The sequence below is a fragment of the Streptomyces pyxinae genome, from assembly GCF_024756275.1.
GTDB lineage: Bacteria > Actinomycetota > Actinomycetes > Streptomycetales > Streptomycetaceae > Streptomyces > Streptomyces pyxinae.
Map to the genome: position 1 here is coordinate 33,475 of NZ_JANUGQ010000035.1, position 16,592 is coordinate 50,066.

The 16,592-nt window shown below is 70.8% G+C and carries 17 protein-coding genes, 3 tRNA genes and 1 pseudogene; 12 read left to right on the forward strand and 9 right to left on the reverse strand.

What is annotated here, in order from left to right:
* Window positions 1–9 precede the first annotated feature (9 nt).
* From NX801_RS27855 to NX801_RS27870, 4 genes are all read left to right on the forward strand, one after another.
* Window positions 10–480 carry a large conductance mechanosensitive channel protein MscL gene (locus NX801_RS27855; protein WP_258790710.1) on the forward strand — a complete coding sequence of 157 codons (471 nt, stop codon included), beginning with the start codon at window positions 10–12 and terminating at the stop codon, window positions 478–480.
* A 535-nt stretch (window positions 481–1,015) separates the two neighbouring features.
* Entirely contained in the window at window positions 1,016–1,879 is an 864-nt protein-coding gene (gene htpX, locus NX801_RS27860; RefSeq protein WP_258790711.1) for a zinc metalloprotease HtpX, read from the forward strand.
* The gene (locus tag NX801_RS27865; protein ID WP_258790712.1) at window positions 1,876–2,280 is read left to right on the forward strand and encodes a YccF domain-containing protein; all 405 of its coding nucleotides are present in this window, start codon (window positions 1,876–1,878) and stop codon (window positions 2,278–2,280) included. Before htpX ends, NX801_RS27865 begins: the two co-directional genes overlap by 4 nt.
* 165 nt (window positions 2,281–2,445) lie before the next feature.
* Entirely contained in the window at window positions 2,446–2,712 is a 267-nt protein-coding gene (locus NX801_RS27870; RefSeq protein ID WP_258790713.1) for a GlsB/YeaQ/YmgE family stress response membrane protein, read from the forward strand.
* 62 nt (window positions 2,713–2,774) lie between these two features.
* Here NX801_RS27870 and NX801_RS27875 read toward each other — a convergent pair whose 3' ends face one another.
* From NX801_RS27875 to NX801_RS27885, 3 genes are all read right to left on the reverse strand, one after another.
* Window positions 2,775–3,470 carry an alpha-ketoglutarate-dependent dioxygenase AlkB family protein gene (locus NX801_RS27875; protein ID WP_428986254.1) on the reverse strand — a complete coding sequence of 232 codons (696 nt, stop codon included), beginning with the start codon at window positions 3,468–3,470 and terminating at the stop codon, window positions 2,775–2,777.
* A 146-nt stretch (window positions 3,471–3,616) separates the two neighbouring features.
* Window positions 3,617–4,114, reverse strand: a complete 498-nt coding sequence (locus NX801_RS27880; protein WP_258790715.1) for a methylated-DNA--[protein]-cysteine S-methyltransferase — start codon at window positions 4,112–4,114, stop codon at window positions 3,617–3,619.
* Window positions 4,115–4,275: 161 nt separating this feature from the next.
* Window positions 4,276–4,764 carry a YajQ family cyclic di-GMP-binding protein gene (locus tag NX801_RS27885; protein ID WP_258790716.1) on the reverse strand — a complete coding sequence of 163 codons (489 nt, stop codon included), beginning with the start codon at window positions 4,762–4,764 and terminating at the stop codon, window positions 4,276–4,278.
* Between the two features lie 198 nt (window positions 4,765–4,962).
* Between NX801_RS27885 and NX801_RS27890 the strand changes: the two genes are divergently transcribed.
* Window positions 4,963–5,044, forward strand: a tRNA-Tyr gene (locus NX801_RS27890).
* Window positions 5,045–5,185: 141 nt separating this feature from the next.
* Window positions 5,186–5,977, forward strand: a pseudogene (locus NX801_RS27895) (NsdA family TPR-like regulatory protein); the annotation flags it as partial.
* Here the strand turns inward: NX801_RS27895 and NX801_RS27900 are convergent.
* The 6 genes from NX801_RS27900 to NX801_RS27925 form a co-directional block, all read right to left on the reverse strand.
* On the reverse strand, window positions 5,961–6,737 hold the full coding sequence (locus NX801_RS27900) for an NUDIX domain-containing protein (RefSeq protein ID WP_258790717.1): 777 nt from the start codon (window positions 6,735–6,737) through the stop codon (window positions 5,961–5,963). The pseudogene NX801_RS27895 and the gene NX801_RS27900 sit on opposite strands and share 17 nt — an antisense overlap.
* 1,020 nt (window positions 6,738–7,757) lie before the next feature.
* Window positions 7,758–8,588 (reverse strand): hypothetical protein, encoded by an 831-nt coding sequence (locus tag NX801_RS27905; RefSeq protein WP_258790718.1) that lies wholly within the window; start codon window positions 8,586–8,588, stop codon window positions 7,758–7,760.
* 486 nt (window positions 8,589–9,074) lie between these two features.
* Window positions 9,075–9,542 carry a hypothetical protein gene (locus NX801_RS27910; RefSeq protein WP_258790719.1) on the reverse strand — a complete coding sequence of 156 codons (468 nt, stop codon included), beginning with the start codon at window positions 9,540–9,542 and terminating at the stop codon, window positions 9,075–9,077.
* On the reverse strand, window positions 9,539–10,546 hold the full coding sequence (locus tag NX801_RS27915) for a hypothetical protein (RefSeq protein ID WP_258790720.1): 1,008 nt from the start codon (window positions 10,544–10,546) through the stop codon (window positions 9,539–9,541). Before NX801_RS27915 ends, NX801_RS27910 begins: the two co-directional genes overlap by 4 nt.
* A gap of 163 nt (window positions 10,547–10,709) precedes the next feature.
* Window positions 10,710–11,366, reverse strand: coding sequence for an SDR family oxidoreductase (locus NX801_RS27920; protein WP_258790721.1), 657 nt, complete (start codon window positions 11,364–11,366; stop codon window positions 10,710–10,712).
* Between the two features lie 34 nt (window positions 11,367–11,400).
* A complete protein-coding gene (locus tag NX801_RS27925; protein ID WP_258790722.1) occupies window positions 11,401–12,747 on the reverse strand; it encodes an amidohydrolase family protein in 1,347 nt (448 codons plus the stop codon).
* 426 nt (window positions 12,748–13,173) lie between these two features.
* Between NX801_RS27925 and NX801_RS27930 the strand changes: the two genes are divergently transcribed.
* From NX801_RS27930 to NX801_RS27955, 6 genes are all read left to right on the forward strand, one after another.
* A tRNA-Thr gene (locus NX801_RS27930) sits at window positions 13,174–13,246 on the forward strand.
* Between the two features lie 46 nt (window positions 13,247–13,292).
* Window positions 13,293–13,365, forward strand: a tRNA-Met gene (locus NX801_RS27935).
* An 88-nt stretch (window positions 13,366–13,453) separates the two neighbouring features.
* A complete protein-coding gene (rpmG, locus tag NX801_RS27940; protein WP_003948671.1) occupies window positions 13,454–13,618 on the forward strand; it encodes a 50S ribosomal protein L33 in 165 nt (54 codons plus the stop codon).
* Between the two features lie 371 nt (window positions 13,619–13,989).
* Window positions 13,990–14,442, forward strand: coding sequence for a MaoC family dehydratase N-terminal domain-containing protein (locus NX801_RS27945; protein ID WP_258790723.1), 453 nt, complete (start codon window positions 13,990–13,992; stop codon window positions 14,440–14,442).
* 4 nt (window positions 14,443–14,446) lie between these two features.
* Window positions 14,447–14,875: a MaoC family dehydratase gene (locus tag NX801_RS27950; protein ID WP_258790724.1), complete on the forward strand. Its 429-nt coding sequence runs from the start codon at window positions 14,447–14,449 to the stop codon at window positions 14,873–14,875.
* A 518-nt stretch (window positions 14,876–15,393) separates the two neighbouring features.
* On the forward strand, window positions 15,394–16,449 hold the full coding sequence (locus tag NX801_RS27955) for a UDP-N-acetylmuramate dehydrogenase (RefSeq protein WP_258790725.1): 1,056 nt from the start codon (window positions 15,394–15,396) through the stop codon (window positions 16,447–16,449).
* Window positions 16,450–16,592: the final 143 nt, after the last annotated feature.

A 16,592-nucleotide genomic window follows, 5' to 3' on the forward strand; every position in this document is an offset into this window, starting at 1 on the left:
AGCAGTGCCGTGCTGAGCGGCTTCAAGGAATTCATTCTCCGCGGAAACGTCATCTCGATGGCGGTCGGCCTGGCCGTCGGTGCCGCCTTCACGGCGGTCGTGACCGGCTTCAGCAACGCCTTCATCGTCCCGCTGGTCGGCCTCGCCACCGGCTCGATCGGTGACTACAGCAAGGCCGTCTTCGAGGTCGAGGGCGTGAAGTTCCCGTACGGCCTGTTCCTCAGCGCGGCCTTCGCGTTCCTGATCACCGCGACGGTGCTGTACTTCTGCGTCGTCGTCCCGCTGATGAAGATCCAGAACCGGTTCAAGCGCGAGCAGCCGTTCGACATCAAGGCGGCGGTCCGCGACTGCCCCCGCTGCTACTCCGAGATTCCGGCCGTCGCCAGCCGCTGCCGGCACTGCACCAGCGAGGTCAAGCCGGTCGAGGAAGCGGTCGAGAAGGCCCAGCAGGCCGGGGTCGTGGTGCCCACCCAGCGCTGAGCACCCGGCGCCGGCGGCCCACTCGGTTCCGGCGGTCGGCGCCCACGCTCCGTGCCGAGCGCCCGCCTACCGTCGTCCGCGCGGCGCGCTCCGGTCGGCTCCAGCTTCACCCCGCCGGGGCAAGTCTCACCCGTTCAGCTCAAGGATGCGTCCCCCTCAGCTCAGGGGTGTGCCCCGCTCGGCTCCGGGGTTCACCCGGTCGGTTCTTGACTTCATCCGGCCGGTCCGGCTGAGCGCCCCGGCCGCCCGCCCGTGGCTGCCTCCTCCGTGTGCCCTGCGTGCCCTACACGCCCTGCGTGCCCTACGTGCTTCGTGCGCTCCGTGCGCTGCGCGTGCTCCGTACGTTCCGTGCGTGGTGTGCACCTGCCGCTGCTCGGGCAGCCGCTGGGAACCTGCCACTTCCGCCTGGCGTTGATCCGTACGGGAAGGTCCACTGATGAGTGGACCCGCACCGGACAGCAGTACCAGGAAGCACCAGGAAGTAAGGCAGCGCCAGACATCAGGTTCCCCTGCCGCAGCACTTGGAGGGCGTACCGTGCACCGCCGGCACAACGGGCTGAGGACCGCAGTACTCCTCGGCGGACTGTCCGCACTCATCATCCTGATCGGTGGCTTCTTCGGCCGCGCCGGTCTGATCGTCGCCGTCCTGGTGGCGCTCGGCACCAACGCGTACGCGTACTGGAACAGCGACAAGCTGGCCCTGCGCGCGATGCGGGCCCGTCCGGTCAGCGAGTTCGAGGCGCCTCAGCTGTACCGGATGGTGCGGGAGCTCTCCACCCAGGCGCGGCAGCCCATGCCCCGGCTGTACATCTCACCGACCCAGGCGCCCAACGCCTTCGCCACCGGACGCAACCCGCGCAACGCGGCCGTCTGCTGCACGGAGGGCATCCTCCAGCTGCTGGACGAGCGCGAGCTGCGCGGGGTCATCGGCCATGAGCTGAGCCATGTCTACAACCGGGACATCCTGATCTCCTCGGTCGCCGGTGCGCTCGCCTCGGTGATCATGTTCCTGGTCAACTTCGCCTGGCTCATCCCGGTCGGCCGCTCGGACGACGACGAGGGCCCGGGGCTGCTCGGAATGCTGCTGATCATGCTGCTCGGCCCGCTGGCCGCCTCGGTGATCCAGCTCGCCGTCAGCCGCTCGCGGGAGTACGAGGCCGACGCCTCGGGCGCCCAGCTCACCGGCGATCCGCTCGCCCTGGCCAGCGCCCTGCGCAAGCTGGAGGCGGGCACCAAGCAACTGCCGCTGCCGCCCGAACCGAGGCTGGAGACGGCGAGCCACCTGATGATCGCCAACCCGTTCCGGCCCGGGGAGAGCGTCGCCAAACTCTTCTCCACCCATCCGCCGATGCCGGAGCGCATCGCCCGACTCGAACAAATGGCAGGTCGTCGCCCATGAGGACAATTCTCAACATCATCTGGCTGGTGCTCTGCGGCCTGTGGATGTGCCTGAGCTATCTGGTCGCCGGCGCGCTGCTCTGCATCACGATCATCGGCATCCCGTTCGGGCTCGCCGCCTTCCGGATCGGCGTCTACGCCCTCTGGCCCTTCGGCCAGACGGTGGTGGACCGGCGGGACGCCGGGGCCGCCTCCTGCGTCGGCAATGTGCTCTGGCTGCTGCTGGCCGGCTGGTGGCTGGCGCTGGGCCACATCGTCACCGGGATCGCCCTGTGCGTGACGATCATCGGTATTCCGCTGGGCGTGGCGAACATCAAGCTGATCCCGGTCTCGCTGCTGCCGCTGGGCAAGGAGATCGTGCCCACCGACCGTCCCTTCACCGACCAGTACGCCCGCTGGTAGGTCCCTCTTCCGGCGGTACCCCCGGGCGCCCCGAGCTGCTCCGGCGACGCCCCGGGGGCGGCCAGGGGTGTGGGATACGCCGCAGCCCGGCCGTCCGGGCAACCACCCGGGCGGCCGGACGCGTCCTTCCGGACGACAGCGACGTACGGAAGGCAGGTTCACCACATGGGCATCGTCGGCTGGATCGTGCTGGGGTTGCTGGCCGGAGTGATCGCCAAGATCCTGCTTCCCGGCCGTGACCCGGGCGGACTGATCGGCACCACGCTCATCGGCATCGCGGGTGCCTTCACCGGCGGCTGGCTCTCGGCGCGCTTCCTGGACCGGCCGATCAGCAACGAGTTCTACGACGGCGCCACCTGGCTCGCGGCGATCGGCGGCTCGCTGGTGTTGCTGATCCTCTACCGGATCCTCTTCGGCCACTCCCGGGACTGACCCGCCACTCCCGGACCGGCTTGCGCGGCCCCGCGCACGGGGTGACGGACCGGCCGGCCGGGTCAGCCGGTCAGCCCCGTCACCCGGAGCGTGATGTTGAGCCGGCCCCCGTCGGCCAGGCCCAGCGCCGGGTCGGCCGTCCCGGGCCGGATCCGCACCACCCCGTGGTACGCCAGCCGGGACGGGCCGCCGAAGACGAACAGGTCGCCGGAGCCCAGCTCCAGGTCGGTCCAGGGCCGCCCCCGGCTCTCGGGGTTGCCGAACCGGAAGACACAGCTGTCCCCGAGGCTCAGCGACACCACCGGGGCGGCCGAGCGCTCCTCCCGGTCCTGGTGCATCCCCATTCGGGCGTCCGGGCCGTAGTAGTTGACCAGCGCCGTGTCCGGTGCGTACGGGGCCTCCGGGACGTACCCGCCGCCGTCCTCGCCGTACGCCTCCGCCACCGCCGCCCGGCCCAGTCCGGCCAGCCACTCCGGCAGCTCCGCGACCCGGGCGCCGTTCACGTCGTCGGCGGTACGGGTGTAGCGGTACGGCCGCCAGTGCCAGCCCAGACAGAGCGTGCGGGCCGACATCGTGCCGCCGCCGGGCAGCCGGGTGTGCCGCATCGGGACCGGCCCGCGCGCCCACGCTCGGCAGGCGGCCACCAGCTCCCGCTGCCGCTCCGGCGACAGCCATCCGGGCAGATGCACCGCACCCGGTGCCACCTCGGTCCGGCCGCCCGCCGCTGCCGTTCCCGCCACCGCCCCGGCCGGGAACAGCCCCTCCGGCTGCCCGCCACCCCGGCCCCGGCCGGCCCCGGCCCGCCCAGGTACCTCCGCCGGCCCGGGACCGTCCACCCGCCGAGGTGCCTCCGCCGGCCCGGGACCGTCCGCCGGTCGTCCTTCCCTCGTCCCACCCGGCGGCATCACCGGACGAGCGCGCCTTCCAGACCGAGCAGCCGCTCCTTGGAGGGCAGCCCGCCCGCGTAGCCGCGCAGCGCCCCGTCGGCGCCGATCACCCGGTGGCAGGGCCGCACCACCAGCAGCGGGTTCCGCCCGATCGCGGTGCCCACCGCCCGTACCCCGGCCCGGCTGGTCCCGACCCGGGCGGCGATCTCCCCGTACGTCACGGTGGCGCCGTACGGGATGGCCTCCAGCTCTGCCCAGACCCGCCGCTGGAAGTCGGTGCCGGTGTCGGCGTACTCCAGCTCGAACCGGGTCAGCCGTCCCGCGAAGTACTCGGTCAGCTGCCCGGTCACCGTGTCGAACGCCCCGGGCGCGTGGCGCCAGCCGTCCCGCACGGTCGCGCCGCCCTTCTGCCCGGGCAGCGACAGCGAGGCGAGCGCGGCGGCGCCGGCGGCGGTCTCCTCGCCGACCAGCAGCATCCGGCCGAGCGGCCCATCGGCGTAGGCGTACAGCGTCATGGTGGTTCCTCCATCCGTTCTCCCTCCAGAATGCCCTCGGCGGGAGCGCGGTGCTGGCGGCTTTCGGACATGAAGCCCGGCGCCGGGCACACCGCGGGGGCGGACCCGGCGGCTGCCGCGTCCGCCCCCGGGACGTACTCCGTGCCCTGGCGGGCGCCGGGTCAGCGGTAGTTCACGAACTGCAGCGCGAAGTCGAAGTCCTTCTCCTTCAGCAGCGCGATCACGGCCTGGAGGTCGTCCCGGCTCTTCGAGCTGACCCGCAGCTCGTCGCCCTGCACCTGCGCCTTGACGCCCTTGGGGCCCTCGTCGCGGATGACCTTCGCCACCTTCTTGGCGTTCTCCTGGGAGATGCCCTCCTCGATGGAGGCGAAGATCTTGTGCTCCTTGCCGGAGAGCTGCGGCTCGCCCGCGTCCAGCGACTTCAGCGAGATGCCCCGCTTGATCAGCTTGGACTGGAACACATCGAGGATGGCCGTGACCCGCTCCTCGGAGTTGGCCTGCATCAGGATCTTCTCGCCGGACCAGGCGATGGAGGCCCCGACGTTCTTGAAGTCGTAGCGCTGCGAGATCTCCTTCGCCGCCTGGTTGAGGGCGTTGTCGACCTCCTGCCGCTCGACCTTCGAGACGATGTCGAAACTGGAGTCGGCCATGTCCTGTTGGCTCCTTGGTTCGGTGCGTACACATGCGTACGGCCGGACCGCCCCGACCGCCGCGGCAAGCCTATCCACCCGCACCCGCCCGGACGGCTGATCAATGGGGTGGCAGAGCACCCCTGGGCATCGGGTATCGTTTACGTCGTTGCCAGGGAGAAGCGCCGAACGGCCGCTGGATCCACGGCGACATCCCATGGCGGTGTGCCCGAGTGGCCAATGGGAGCGGACTGTAAATCCGTCGGCTTAGCCTACCCAGGTTCGAATCCTGGCGCCGCCACTGGAGAGAAACGGCCCCTGATCTGCGAGAACGCGGAGCAGGGGCCGTTCTGCTACCCGGTGGCGAGGGACCGTACTGTCTCGCCCTGCCTCGCTCGGTCCCCCTCTCTACCAGCCTGTCTGGACGGCGCGTGGACGGGATCTTCGCACCATGGATCGGCAGATGGGCGCCACCGGCCTGGTCGACCAGATGAACGGCCATCTGGCGGCGATGGAGGAAGCGCTGACCTTCGCTGTACTTCCAGCAGTGCGGCGGCCCATCGCGATCGCCCTCGCGGGGGCATCCACCCTCGCCGCGTGGCAAGCGCTGGACGCCGGCGCCGTGGATCGAGCATGGCGAAGGTACGAGCTTGCCAAGAAGGCCGCCCAGGATGCCGAGTCCCCGCTCTACCTGGCACACGCCATGGGTGAGCAGGCGTACGTCCTCGCGGACGCCGGCCGCCCTCAGCTGGCGGTCGAGCTGGTGCGAGACGCGCAGCGCACCCATCCTGAACGGCAGTCGCTTCGGCTGCGAACCTGGCTCGCGGCCGCCGAGGCCGAGCTGTGCGCTGCTGCTGGGCCCGGCATGGAGTCGGCGGCACGATCAGCACTTGAGCGGGCGGCCCGGCTTCTCCCCGATGACGGCGAGACACGCGATGCCGACATGCTGAGCATCTTCCTCAACACCGGCCACTTGATGAGGTGGCGCGGGAACGTCCTCGCCAAGCTTGGCGACGCTTCAGCGATGGAGGAGCTGTACGCGTCGCTCGACAGCGCCGACGAATCCTTCGTCCGCGCGAACTCCGGTCTTCATTGCGATCTCACCCAGGCGCACCTGGTCAGGGGAGAGCTGGACGACGCGCGATCCCATCTCCAGAAGGCCAGGTTGCTGGCGAACCGCACGGGCTCCGTGCGGTACCGCCGGCGGGTGGAACTCCTTACCGGTCGCCTCTAGCTCGGGACGCCAGGATGTGGAGAAGCGCTACGAGCGTGCCCGAGCCCATGAGCTTGCCTTCGGCCATGAGGCGCGGGATGTCGTCGAGGGGGATCCAGGCAATCTCGCCCGCCTCCTCGGCGTCGGTCGGCTCGCCCACCTTGTCGGCGCCACGGGCCACGAAGATCTCGTGGGGCGAATCGACCATGCCGATCATCGGCTGGTAGCTCACGACGTGTTCGACAGGGCCAGGCCGCCAGCCCGTTTCCTCCTCGGTCTCCCGGGCCGCCGTGGCGGCGGCGTCCTCGCCCGCGTCCACGATTCCGCCGGGCAGCTCCCAGCCCCACTGCTGCGGCACGAAACGGTACCGCCACAGCATGAGCACGCGGTCCTGATCGTCAACCACGGCGGTCACGGCCACACGAAAGAGCCGGACGACGTGATGCTCGAAGCGCTCGACGCCGGGGGGCTCAACATCGACCAGCTCCAGGTTCACCCATCGGTTCTCATAGACGTGGCGGGAGCCGTGGATCTTCCACGGCTCCAACTCCGCCGGCGTCGGGACGCTTTCGCCGCCGAGTACCCGGTAGGAGCTGCGGTCGTGAGCCTTGATGAAGTGCTCGTTCGCCAGGCGCGCGAGGACCTGACGCAGCGCGGTACGGCCGATCCCCAGCTCGGCGGTCAGCGTTCGCTCGGACGGCAACTTGTCGCCCGGCCCGTAGCGGCCCGATTCGATCCAGGAGCGAATCGTCTCGTAGACCCTCTGCGTCTTGGGTCCCATCCTTGGCGCACACTCCCGGATCGTCGGCTGCTGGTAGCCAGCGTATCGGGGGAGTAGAGCGGGTAACTCGGCCATGTGAACCTCTCTTGCCGCGATCTCCTGGCGCCAGATGCGGTCGAAAGTGGGCAGCGAAGGCGGCTTGCTCCGTTCGCCGTGCGCTCCCCGGCTCGCCGCCGGGCCTGATGCTGTTGCCCCTCTTCTGGTCCGGCCGCGGCAAGGCCGGGCCCGCCGCTGGAGCCAGCGCCATGCTGAGGGATAGCCCGCTGTGGCTGGCCCGGTCGGTTCCACCGTTTAGGCAGTCATTCAGGCGCGGGTCTCTAAGATCAACCGAACGTTGTGCTTTACCGGGCAGGCTCATAGGGTGATGGGCGCGCCATCCGCTTACGCAAAAATCATCACGCGCTCCAAAGCATCTCCCGGCCAAAGCCGTTCCGCCGCTCTCAGTGGTAAGGCCGTCACATCAGTCGTGATCTGGGTCCACGATTCTCACGGGTTCGCTTCTCGCTGAATTAGCGCCATCGTGGTCAGAGACGTCGATGAGTAGTCGAAAAAGCCAAATTAGCCGCGCGGCCCGCATAAGGCCTAGGAATAGTAGGAATCCGACGACCCAGCCTACCCAGCCAACTTGTTCCCTCTTATCGCTGATCATTGCGCCGAGGCACCCAGCCGCCACCGCCGTCATTGACGTGAGGATGCTAACCCAGTTTTTCCGGAGGCTTTCGCCAAAGCGCTGCCGAAGGTATGTCATTCTGCGGCCTGAACTTGTCGCATACTGGCTAATGGCGGCCGTTCCGAATCCGCCAATGATTGCTGCGACTGAAGCAACCGTCGCATAAATGCTCATCCTCTGGTCGGTATCATGGCCGCTCAGGACGTGGCCCTTTTGCCAGAATCCCAGTGCCGCTACACAGATCATGGCAAGCAGCCAGTCCGAAAATGGATGCTCACTCCATAGGTTGTGCACTGTTCGACTCGCGCGAACCCTGCCGCCCATCAGCGCCCCCTTCGACTGTCGGCAGCCTAGGGCAAGGGTCTGACAGCGTCGCGGAGCTCCGCGTCATGAGCTGCGGCTACATCTAGTACAGCGTGCACGGCAGCCTCATACCAGGGTGCCTGTCCCTCGCTGCGGCGCAGGAAAACGGGCTTTTGTGCAGTGATGTGATCGGAGACGAAATTGATTTTATCCTCTACAAGCGATCCGTCTGACGCTGAAAGCGTTACATGAGCGATGGCTCTATCAACGGCTCCGTCAGGGCCGACCAAGCTTCCGAAGCCGGAGATGAAGCTCTGAACATCTTCGCGAAGCCTTCGTTCGCCGCGCGATCGGGCCGAGTCGCGACCGAATCCCCGGCGCTTAGGGATCTTCATGGTCAAGGTAATCAGGGCATCTGGGTTTTGCTTGTGCGCTTGCCGTGAGAACCCGCCCAAGCCGTCAGCGTCAGATGGGAATACCATTTGGCCGGGGCGCAACCTCATCTCGAAAAGATTAACGGCCTCCGCGCTGCTGAGCTTGTCCCAGGCCTTTTTTCCGACTAGGGGCATTACGGCCAAGTCTTCTTGAACCAGATTCATGCTATTCAGCCAGCGTTGCAAGGCTGTCGGGCGCGGCGCAGAGGCGCTTCCCTGGATCACGCCAATTACATTTCCGAATGAGAGAAAGCAAATAATTGTGGTGTCGACCACACTTCGGTTGCCGTCAAGTTGCAAATCGGAGATGTTGTTGCGTTCCCAGTCGATCTGCTGAATATCTCCATCGCGGAGTCGTGCTAGCACAAGGTGTTGGCGTCCTTGGACGGAAATCGGATCACCGACATAAATATCATCGCCGCTATTGTACTGGCGCTGCCGCATATTCTTTCGCGCGAGATTTCGGAGTACCTGCGGCCAGTCAAGGTGGTCGAACCTGGGGTCTCCGGCCTCCTTCGGTCGGACGATCTCGTAGAAGGCGACGGTCTTCTTGCGGCCGGAACTTCCCAACTCGGGTCACCTCCGATGGAATTGGCATGCGATGGCGACAGTATGACTCTTGGCAGGCCGTGCCGCAGGCGAACGCGACGATGCGGCCTGGTGCTACTTGAAGTCGATGCAATGGCAGGTGCTGCCGAGGGGGCGCGGTATGCCCTGGACGAGGTGCGGACGGGGCCGCGACGCAGCTCCTCTCGGAACTGCTTCACCGCAGGTCGGGGGGCTCTTCTTCACGCGACCGCCGGGGGACTGTAAATCCGTCGGCTTAGCCTACCCAGGTTCGAATCCTGGCGCCGCCACTGGAGAGAAACGGCCCCCGATCGCGGAGACGCGACCGGGGGCCGTTGTCGTTTCGTGAATCCCGGACTGCTGTCACATGGGCACGGTCGGGGAGCCGGTGCCCTGCCCGGGCTGGGGCAGGGGCTGCGGGGGCTGGGCGGCGGCGAGGGCGGCGCGATGGGCGCGGGCCGTCTCGCGCGCGGAGACGGCGTCCGTCCGGCGCAGGACGAACAGCGCGGCCAGGGACAGCACGCTCGGGCCGGCGAGCATGGCCGCCAGCCAGGGGAGGCCGTTGATCCCCACCACGACCGCGCCGGTCAGCATGGCGGCGGCCAGGGTGAACCCGCAGATCAGGCCGCCCAGATAGAGGGAGTGGCTGCGGCGCTCCCGGCGTTCCTCGGCGGCCAGCCGCTCCTGGAGCAGCCGCAGTTCGTGCTGACGGGCGAGCTCGGGTTCCAGTGCCTTCAGGGCGATCTTCAGGTGCTCGGGCGGGAGTTGGGCCCACTGCATGGCGATGTCCAGGCTGCTGCCGGCGGGGGCGGGCCGGTGGCTGTCGGTCATCGGCTCAGTCCTCCGTCGCCACTGAACTCCGGTGCCTGCTCGGGGAAGAGCCCCTGTGGGGGAGGGCCCAGTCGCCGGAAGAGGTCGTCGAGACCGGCCGTCAGCCGATGGGTGGCGGCCGGGGTCTCGGCACGGTCGCCGAGGTCGAACAGGTCGGGTGCCGGGCGGGCGGGCTGTTTCACCCTTCTCAAGGGGATGAGGAAGCCGAGCCCGAGGCCCTTGGCGGGGTCCGGGTCGATCAGTTCCGGATCGACCGGTACCGGGGCGCCACCGTAGTCCGGCGTCATGATGTCCGGGGTCAGGGTGCCCGGGGCCGTGCCGCCCGGTGTGGCGTGAGCCGGTCTCCCGCCGGCCGGTGCGGCGGGCTTCCGGGCCGGGCGGCGCCGGACGGTGCGCCGCAGCCAGGTCCGCAGGCGGAGACCGGTGGGGGGCCGGGGGCCCTGCTGCCGGATCCAGACGTACTCGGACCCGCTCTTGCCCTCGTAGACCACCGGTACATAGCGGGCGTCGCCCGTCCCTGCCGCGTCCTTGTGCCGGAGAAGGTCCTGCCAGGTCGATGAGGTGACGACGGTCAGGCGGTACTCCGGCTCCCGCGCCAGCAGTTCGCGCAGCGGTGCAAGGTCCACCAGGCGCTGCGCCGTGATCAATCCGGCGCCGGCATGGCCGGTGGCGGTGCGGTGCACCGGACCGAGGTGCAGGGCCACCCGCAGGCGCAGCTCCGCCACCTCCCGGTCCTTGAGGGCGTACTCCAGGCCGGTGAGAAAGCGCTCACACACGGCGGGGCGCCGGTACACGGCGGGCGGAAGGATCAGCAGCACACCGTCGCCCCGGTCGATCCGGCTGATCGGCGCCGCCCTGTCCAGCCCGGTGTCCGCCACCGTCACGTCCAAGAGGCGGTGGAACGCGATACGCAGCGTGCGCTGCCGCCCGGACCGGACGGCAGAGAACCCGTGCATCTCGATCGCCACGATCAGCGACAGCTCCCCGGGCACCTTCCGGCCCATGGCGTGCCCCCTCCGGCAGTGTCCGCGGTCGCGGTCCATGACGGCGGCCGGGCCCGGAGACGGACACGGCCCGCCGCCACTCAAGCACGAGTGGCGGCGGGCCGCAGGCGAATGGCGAATCTCACACGCGGTACGGACTGCCCGGGCCGGGCCCCGGCCGGTCTCAGTTCCCCGCGACGTCCTTGACGGCGACGGTGACCGGGACGGAGCCAGCGATCAGCTCCAGGGTCAGCCCGGCCGTGGCGGGGGTGTCCAGCAGCTCCGCGAGGACCGCTGCCACGTCGTCGCGCGGGATCGGGCCCCGGCCGGTGGACGCCTCCAGCCGGACCAGTCCGGTACCGGCGTCATTGGTGAGCATCCCGGGGCGCAGGATCGTCCAGTTCAGGCCGCGCTTGGCCCGGACATGGGCGTCCGCCTCGCCCTTGGCCCGCAGATAGGCGTCGAAGATCTCGTCGCCCTCGTGCTCCGGGTCGGCGCCCATGGACGAGACGACGACATAGCGCCGTACGCCCGCCCGCTCCGCCGCGTCGGCCAGGAGCACCGCGGCGCCCCGGTCGACGGTGTCCTTCCGGTCGACTCCGCTGCCCGGCCCGGCGCCCGCCGCGAAGACGGCCGCGTCGGCGCCCTCCAGGACGGCCGCCACCTCCTCGACGGCGGCCGACTCCAGGTCCAGGACGACCGGCTCGGCACCCGCCTTCCGCAGTTCGTCGGCCTGCTCCGGCTTGCGGATCAGGCCGGCCACCTCGTGCCCGCCCGCCGAGAGCAGCCGCTCCAGGCGCAGGGCGATCTGTCCATGTCCTCCGGCGATGACAATACGCATGCTCCCGACCGTACGACCTCCGCGGCGGGCGCGCTCAGGGAGCCGCGTCCGGCCGCCCCTGGCGCGGCAGTTCGAGCGCCGCCGCCGAGTCGCAGTACTCCCGCACCGCGCTGGTCCTGGCCACCACCCGGCCCCGGTGCACCACGATCCGGCTGTACGCCAGCGACAGCACGCCCGACAGCCGCTCCCCGCGCACCGCCAGCAGCTCCGCCGGGAACCCGGCCTCCACCCGCACCGGCGGGAGCCCCATCGCCTCCCGGGCCGCCCCGCTCACCGCCCCGTACGCCTCCTCGGGGCGCAGTCCGCCCTGCGCGGCCAGCAGATACGCCGCCTCCAGCGGATCGCCGCGCCCCACCGGATTGGCCACGTCCCGCAGCGCGCCGCTGCCCGCCGCCACCCGCACCCCGGCCGACCGCAGCAACCGCACCGGCGCCACGTCCCGGCACTCGGTGCCCGCGCAGCACCCCTGGGGCAGGCAGATCACCGTCACCCCGGCCGAAGCGAACTGGTCGGCGGCGCGGGCGGCCAGGTCGCCGGGCAGCCGGCCCAGCGCCCCGCACGGCCCGACGGCCACCCCGGGCCGCAGCCCGCCGGCCATGGCGGCGAGCCGCGCCAGCCGGGCCGGGTCGTCGCCGTCGGTGTGCAGGTCCACCGGGACGCCGTGCTCGGCCGCCACCTCCAGCACGGTCTGGACGTACCCGGTCGGGTCCGGGTCCAGGTCGGGGCGCCCGCCCACCACCGTGGCGCCCATCTTGACCGCGTCCCGCAGCATGGCCAGGCCGTCCGCGCCGGCCACCCCGGTGAGCAGCCGGGGCACCGCCACCGCCGTCAGCTCCACCAGTCCGCGCAGCGACCGGCGGGCCTGGAGCACCGCCTCCAGCGACCGCAGCCCCTGGACGTCCCCGATCCGGACATGGGCGCGCAGCGCGGTGGCGCCGTGCCCGAGCTGGAGCAGGGCCGCCTCGGTGGCCCGGCGCTGGACGTCCTCGGGGGTGTCGGGCACCGGACCCGTGGCGTCCGCGCCGAAGGCGGTGTCGGCGTGGGCGTGCGGCTCGGCGGGGGCGGGCAGCAGCAGATAGCCGCTGAGGTCGACCCGGGCGCCGAGGGCGGGCAGGCTGCCGACGGTGCCCACCGCCTCGATGCGCCCGGCGCCGAGCCGTACGTCGACGGTCCGGCCGTCGGCGAGCCGGGCCCCGCAGAGCAGCAGGGCGGAGGCGTCGGCCGCGGTCCCCTCGGACGGCTGCGGCCGGGGCTGCGGCCCGGGTTGCGGCCGCCGGTTGCCGGACTGCCCGATCTGCTTGGACTGCCCGGAAGGGCCGGGAGACCCGGGAGACCCGGAGGGCTCGGAGAACTCTGACGGCTCGGGGGACTCGGGGGACATCGGGCTCCTGGGCGGGCACGGGGCCCATCGGTCGGGGACGGCGGCGGGGCGTCGGTGGCGGCTGCGGCGGCCCTCCGGCGCGCGACCTGGCGGACCCGGGCGGGACGCGGCCCGGGCCCGACGGGGGCGGCCCCGGATGTACGGGCGGGTGTACGGGCAGGGGGCGCACGGATCCGGAGCGCCGGAAGTACGGCCCCTGCTGTACGGGAGCGATCACACAGCGTCATCCGAGCGTAGGCGCCCGGCCACTCCGCTTCGAGGAGGAGCGCAATAGTCGTACCGGTTCGGGCCACCGGGGACGGCGGGCGCGCGGCACGGGAGGGGGTGCGTCAGGGGGTGCCGGGTGTGCCCTCCGGGGCGGGCGGGTAGGGGGCCGGGAATGGATTTGGGCGAACGGCGGGCGACCGTGTAATGTCTTCATCGCTCGCCCCAATAGCTCAGTCGGTAGAGCGTCTCCATGGTAAGGAGAAGGTCTACGGTTCGATTCCGTATTGGGGCTCTGGTGCAGGTGACCCTCACTCTCGGGTGAGGGGAGCCGGTATCAAAGCGGTGTAGCTCAGTCGGTAGAGCAAGCGGCTCATAATCGCTGTGTCACCGGTTCAAGTCCGGTCACCGCTACACGCAGTAGCCGATTGTGGGGTCGGTCCTTCGATCGGCTACTCTTTTCTGCGTTCACCCGTCCGTCCGTCCGTCAAGGAGCACTCACGTGGCTGCCACCGACGTCCGCCCGAAGATCACGCTGGCCTGCGTGGAGTGCAAGGAGCGGAACTACATCACCAAGAAGAACCGGCGTAACAACCCGGACCGTCTTGAGATGAAGAAGCACTGCCCTCGCTGCAACGCGCACACCGCGCACCGCGAGACGCGCTGAACCAGGCTCGTACACGAGGCCGTCCCCACCGGGGGCGGCCTCGTGTCGTTGTGTCCGCAGGTCCACCGGTCCCTGCGGCTCCACCGGTCCCGGCGGCCGGCCCCGGCGGTCACGGGCCCATGGAGCCACGGACCGGTCCCGCCAGGTCCCGAGGGGCCGGTCCCGGGCCCCGGCGGGCACCGGGGGCCCGTCGCCTCCGCCTGGTGGGAATGATCCCGCCGAATGCTCCCGCCGGTGGAATGATCCCGTCGGTCATGACGCCCCGACGATTCCGCCGGCCGGTGCCTGTGGTTCCTTGGTCCCCTCTGTTCCTTTGATTCTTGTACCCGTCAAACGCATCGACCCCGTCGATCCAGGAGGGAGCGCGCCCCATGGCGCTCGACCAGTCCTTCGTCGGGCGGACCTATCCGCCCACCGTGCCGTACGAGGTCGGCCGCGAGAAGATCCGCGAATTCGCCGAGGCGGTGGGGGACGACAATCCCGCGTACACCGACCCGGCGGCCGCGACGGCGCTCGGTCACCCCGAAGTGATCGCTCCGCCGACTTTTGTGTTCGCCATCACTTTCGCGGCGGCCGGCCAGGTGGTCGAGGACCCGCAGCTCGGCCTGGACTACAGCCGGGTGGTCCACGGCGACCAGCGATTCGCCTACTCCCGTCCGGTACGGGCGGGGGACCGCCTCCGGGTGACCTCGACCATCGAGGCGATCAAGTCGCTCGCCGGGAACGACATCCTCGACATCCGTGGCGAGGTGCACGACGAGGCGGGCGAACACGTCGTGACGGCGTGGACCAAGCTGGTGGCACGGGCGGCAGAGGGAGCCTGAGACGATGACCGCGAAGATCACGTACGATGAGGTGGAGGTCGGCACCGAGCTGCCGGCCGGGAGCTTCCCCGTGACCCGCGCCACGCTGGTCCGGTACGCGGGTGCCTCCGGGGACTTCAACCCGATCCACTGGAACGAGAGGTTCGCCCGTGAGGTCGGCCTCCCCGATGTCATCGCGCACGGCATGTTCACCATGGCCGAGGCGATCCGGGTGGTGACCGACTGGGCCGGCGACCCGGGCGCGGTCGTGGAGTACGGGGTCCGCTTCACCAAGCCGGTCGTGGTGCCCGACGACGAGACGGGCGCCCTGATCGAGGTCAGCGCCAAGGTCGGCGCCAAGCTGGACGACCGGCGGGTCCGGGTGGACCTGACGGCGATGAGCGCGGGCCAGAAGGTGCTGGGCATGTCCCGCGCGGTGGTCCAGCTCGCCTGACGGCCGCGTACGCCGGGGCGGCGGGAGGCCGCGGGCCGGGCGAGTCACCCGCCGGGCCGCCGCCCGCCGCCCCCCTTTCGGGCCACCGCCCGCCTCTCCTGGCCGCTGCTCCCTTTGGGGCGCTGCCCGCCGCCCCTGGCCGCTGTCCCTCCGAGGCCGGTGCCTGCATCCGGTCCGCCGCCTGCGGCCGCCGCCCCTTTCCGGGCCGGTGCCCGCCTCCCCTCGATGCCGCCCCCCTTCCGGGCCGCCGCTCGCCTCTCCTGGCCGCTGCTCCCTTTGGGGCCGCTGCTCGCCTCTCCTGGCCGCTGTCTCTCCGGGGCCAGTGCCTCCGTGCCCGGTCCGCCGCCTGCGGCCCGGGCCGCAGGCGGCGGCCGACGCCGATGTGCCGACGCCGATGTGTCCGAGCTGTCGCGCCTGCCTGCGGGCCGGCCACTGCCCCCGGGTGCCCCGCCCCGGCCTGGCCCCCGCCCCCGGTCGGCGCCGGGGTGTCCGGGGGCGGCACGGTTAACCTTGCACGCGTGCACGTACTCCACGACGCCCCGCTCGCCCCGCTGACCACCTTCCGGCTCGGCGGCCCCGCCACCCGGCTCGTCACGGCCACCACCGACGACGAGGTGGTCGCCGCCGTCCGCGAGGCCGACGACAGCGGTACGCCGCTGCTGCTCATCGGCGGCGGCTCCAACCTGGTCATCGGCGACAAGGGCTTCGAGGGCACCGCGCTGCGGATCGCCACCCGGGGCTTCGCGCTCGACGGCACCCGGCTGGAGCTGGCGGCCGGCGAGGTGTGGAGCGACGCGGTGGCCCGGACCGTCGAGGCCGGGCTGGCGGGCGTCGAGTGCCTGGCCGGCATCCCCGGCTCGGCCGGCGCCACCCCGATCCAGAACGTCGGGGCGTACGGCCAGGAGGTCTCGGCCACCATCACCGAGGTGGTGGCGTACGACCGCCGGGCCCGCGAGACGGTGACGCTCGCCAACGCCGACTGCGCCTTCTCCTACCGGCACAGCCGCTTCAAGGCCGACCCCGAGCGGTATGTCGTCCTGCGCGTCCGGTTCGGGCTGGAGGACGCCGGGGGGCTGAGCGCGCCGGTCCGGTACGCCGAGACAGCCCGGGTGCTCGGTGTCGGGCCCGGCGACCGGGTGGAGCTGGCGCTCGCCCGCCAGACGGTGCTGCGGCTGCGGGCCGGCAAGGGCATGGTGCTGGACCCGGAGGACCACGACACCTGGTCGGCCGGTTCCTTCTTCACCAACCCGATCCTGGAGCAGGAGGCGTACGACGCCTTCCTCGCCCGGGTGCACGAGCGGCTCGGCACGGACGTCAATCCGCCCGCCTTCCCGGCCGGCGACGGGCGGATCAAGACCTCGGCCGCCTGGCTGATCGACAAGGCGGGCTTCACCAAGGGGTACGGCGAGGGCCCGGCCCGGATCTCCACCAAGCACACCCTCGCCCTCACCAACCGGGGCGCCGCCACCACCGAGGACCTGCTCGCCCTCGCCCGTGAGGTCGTCGCCGGTGTGCGCGCGGCCTTCGGCGTCACCCTGGTCAACGAACCGGTGACGGTGGGCGTCGTCCTCTGAGCCCCTGACGGACTGAAGTCGTCCCCTACCTGTCTTTTGTGTGCCCGAGGGCGCCCCGTGAACCACGCGGGGCGCCCTCGGGCTTTCCCCGGACCATCGCGGCCGGAGCCCGTCGCGACGAGGGAACCTCTTGCCCGCCCCGG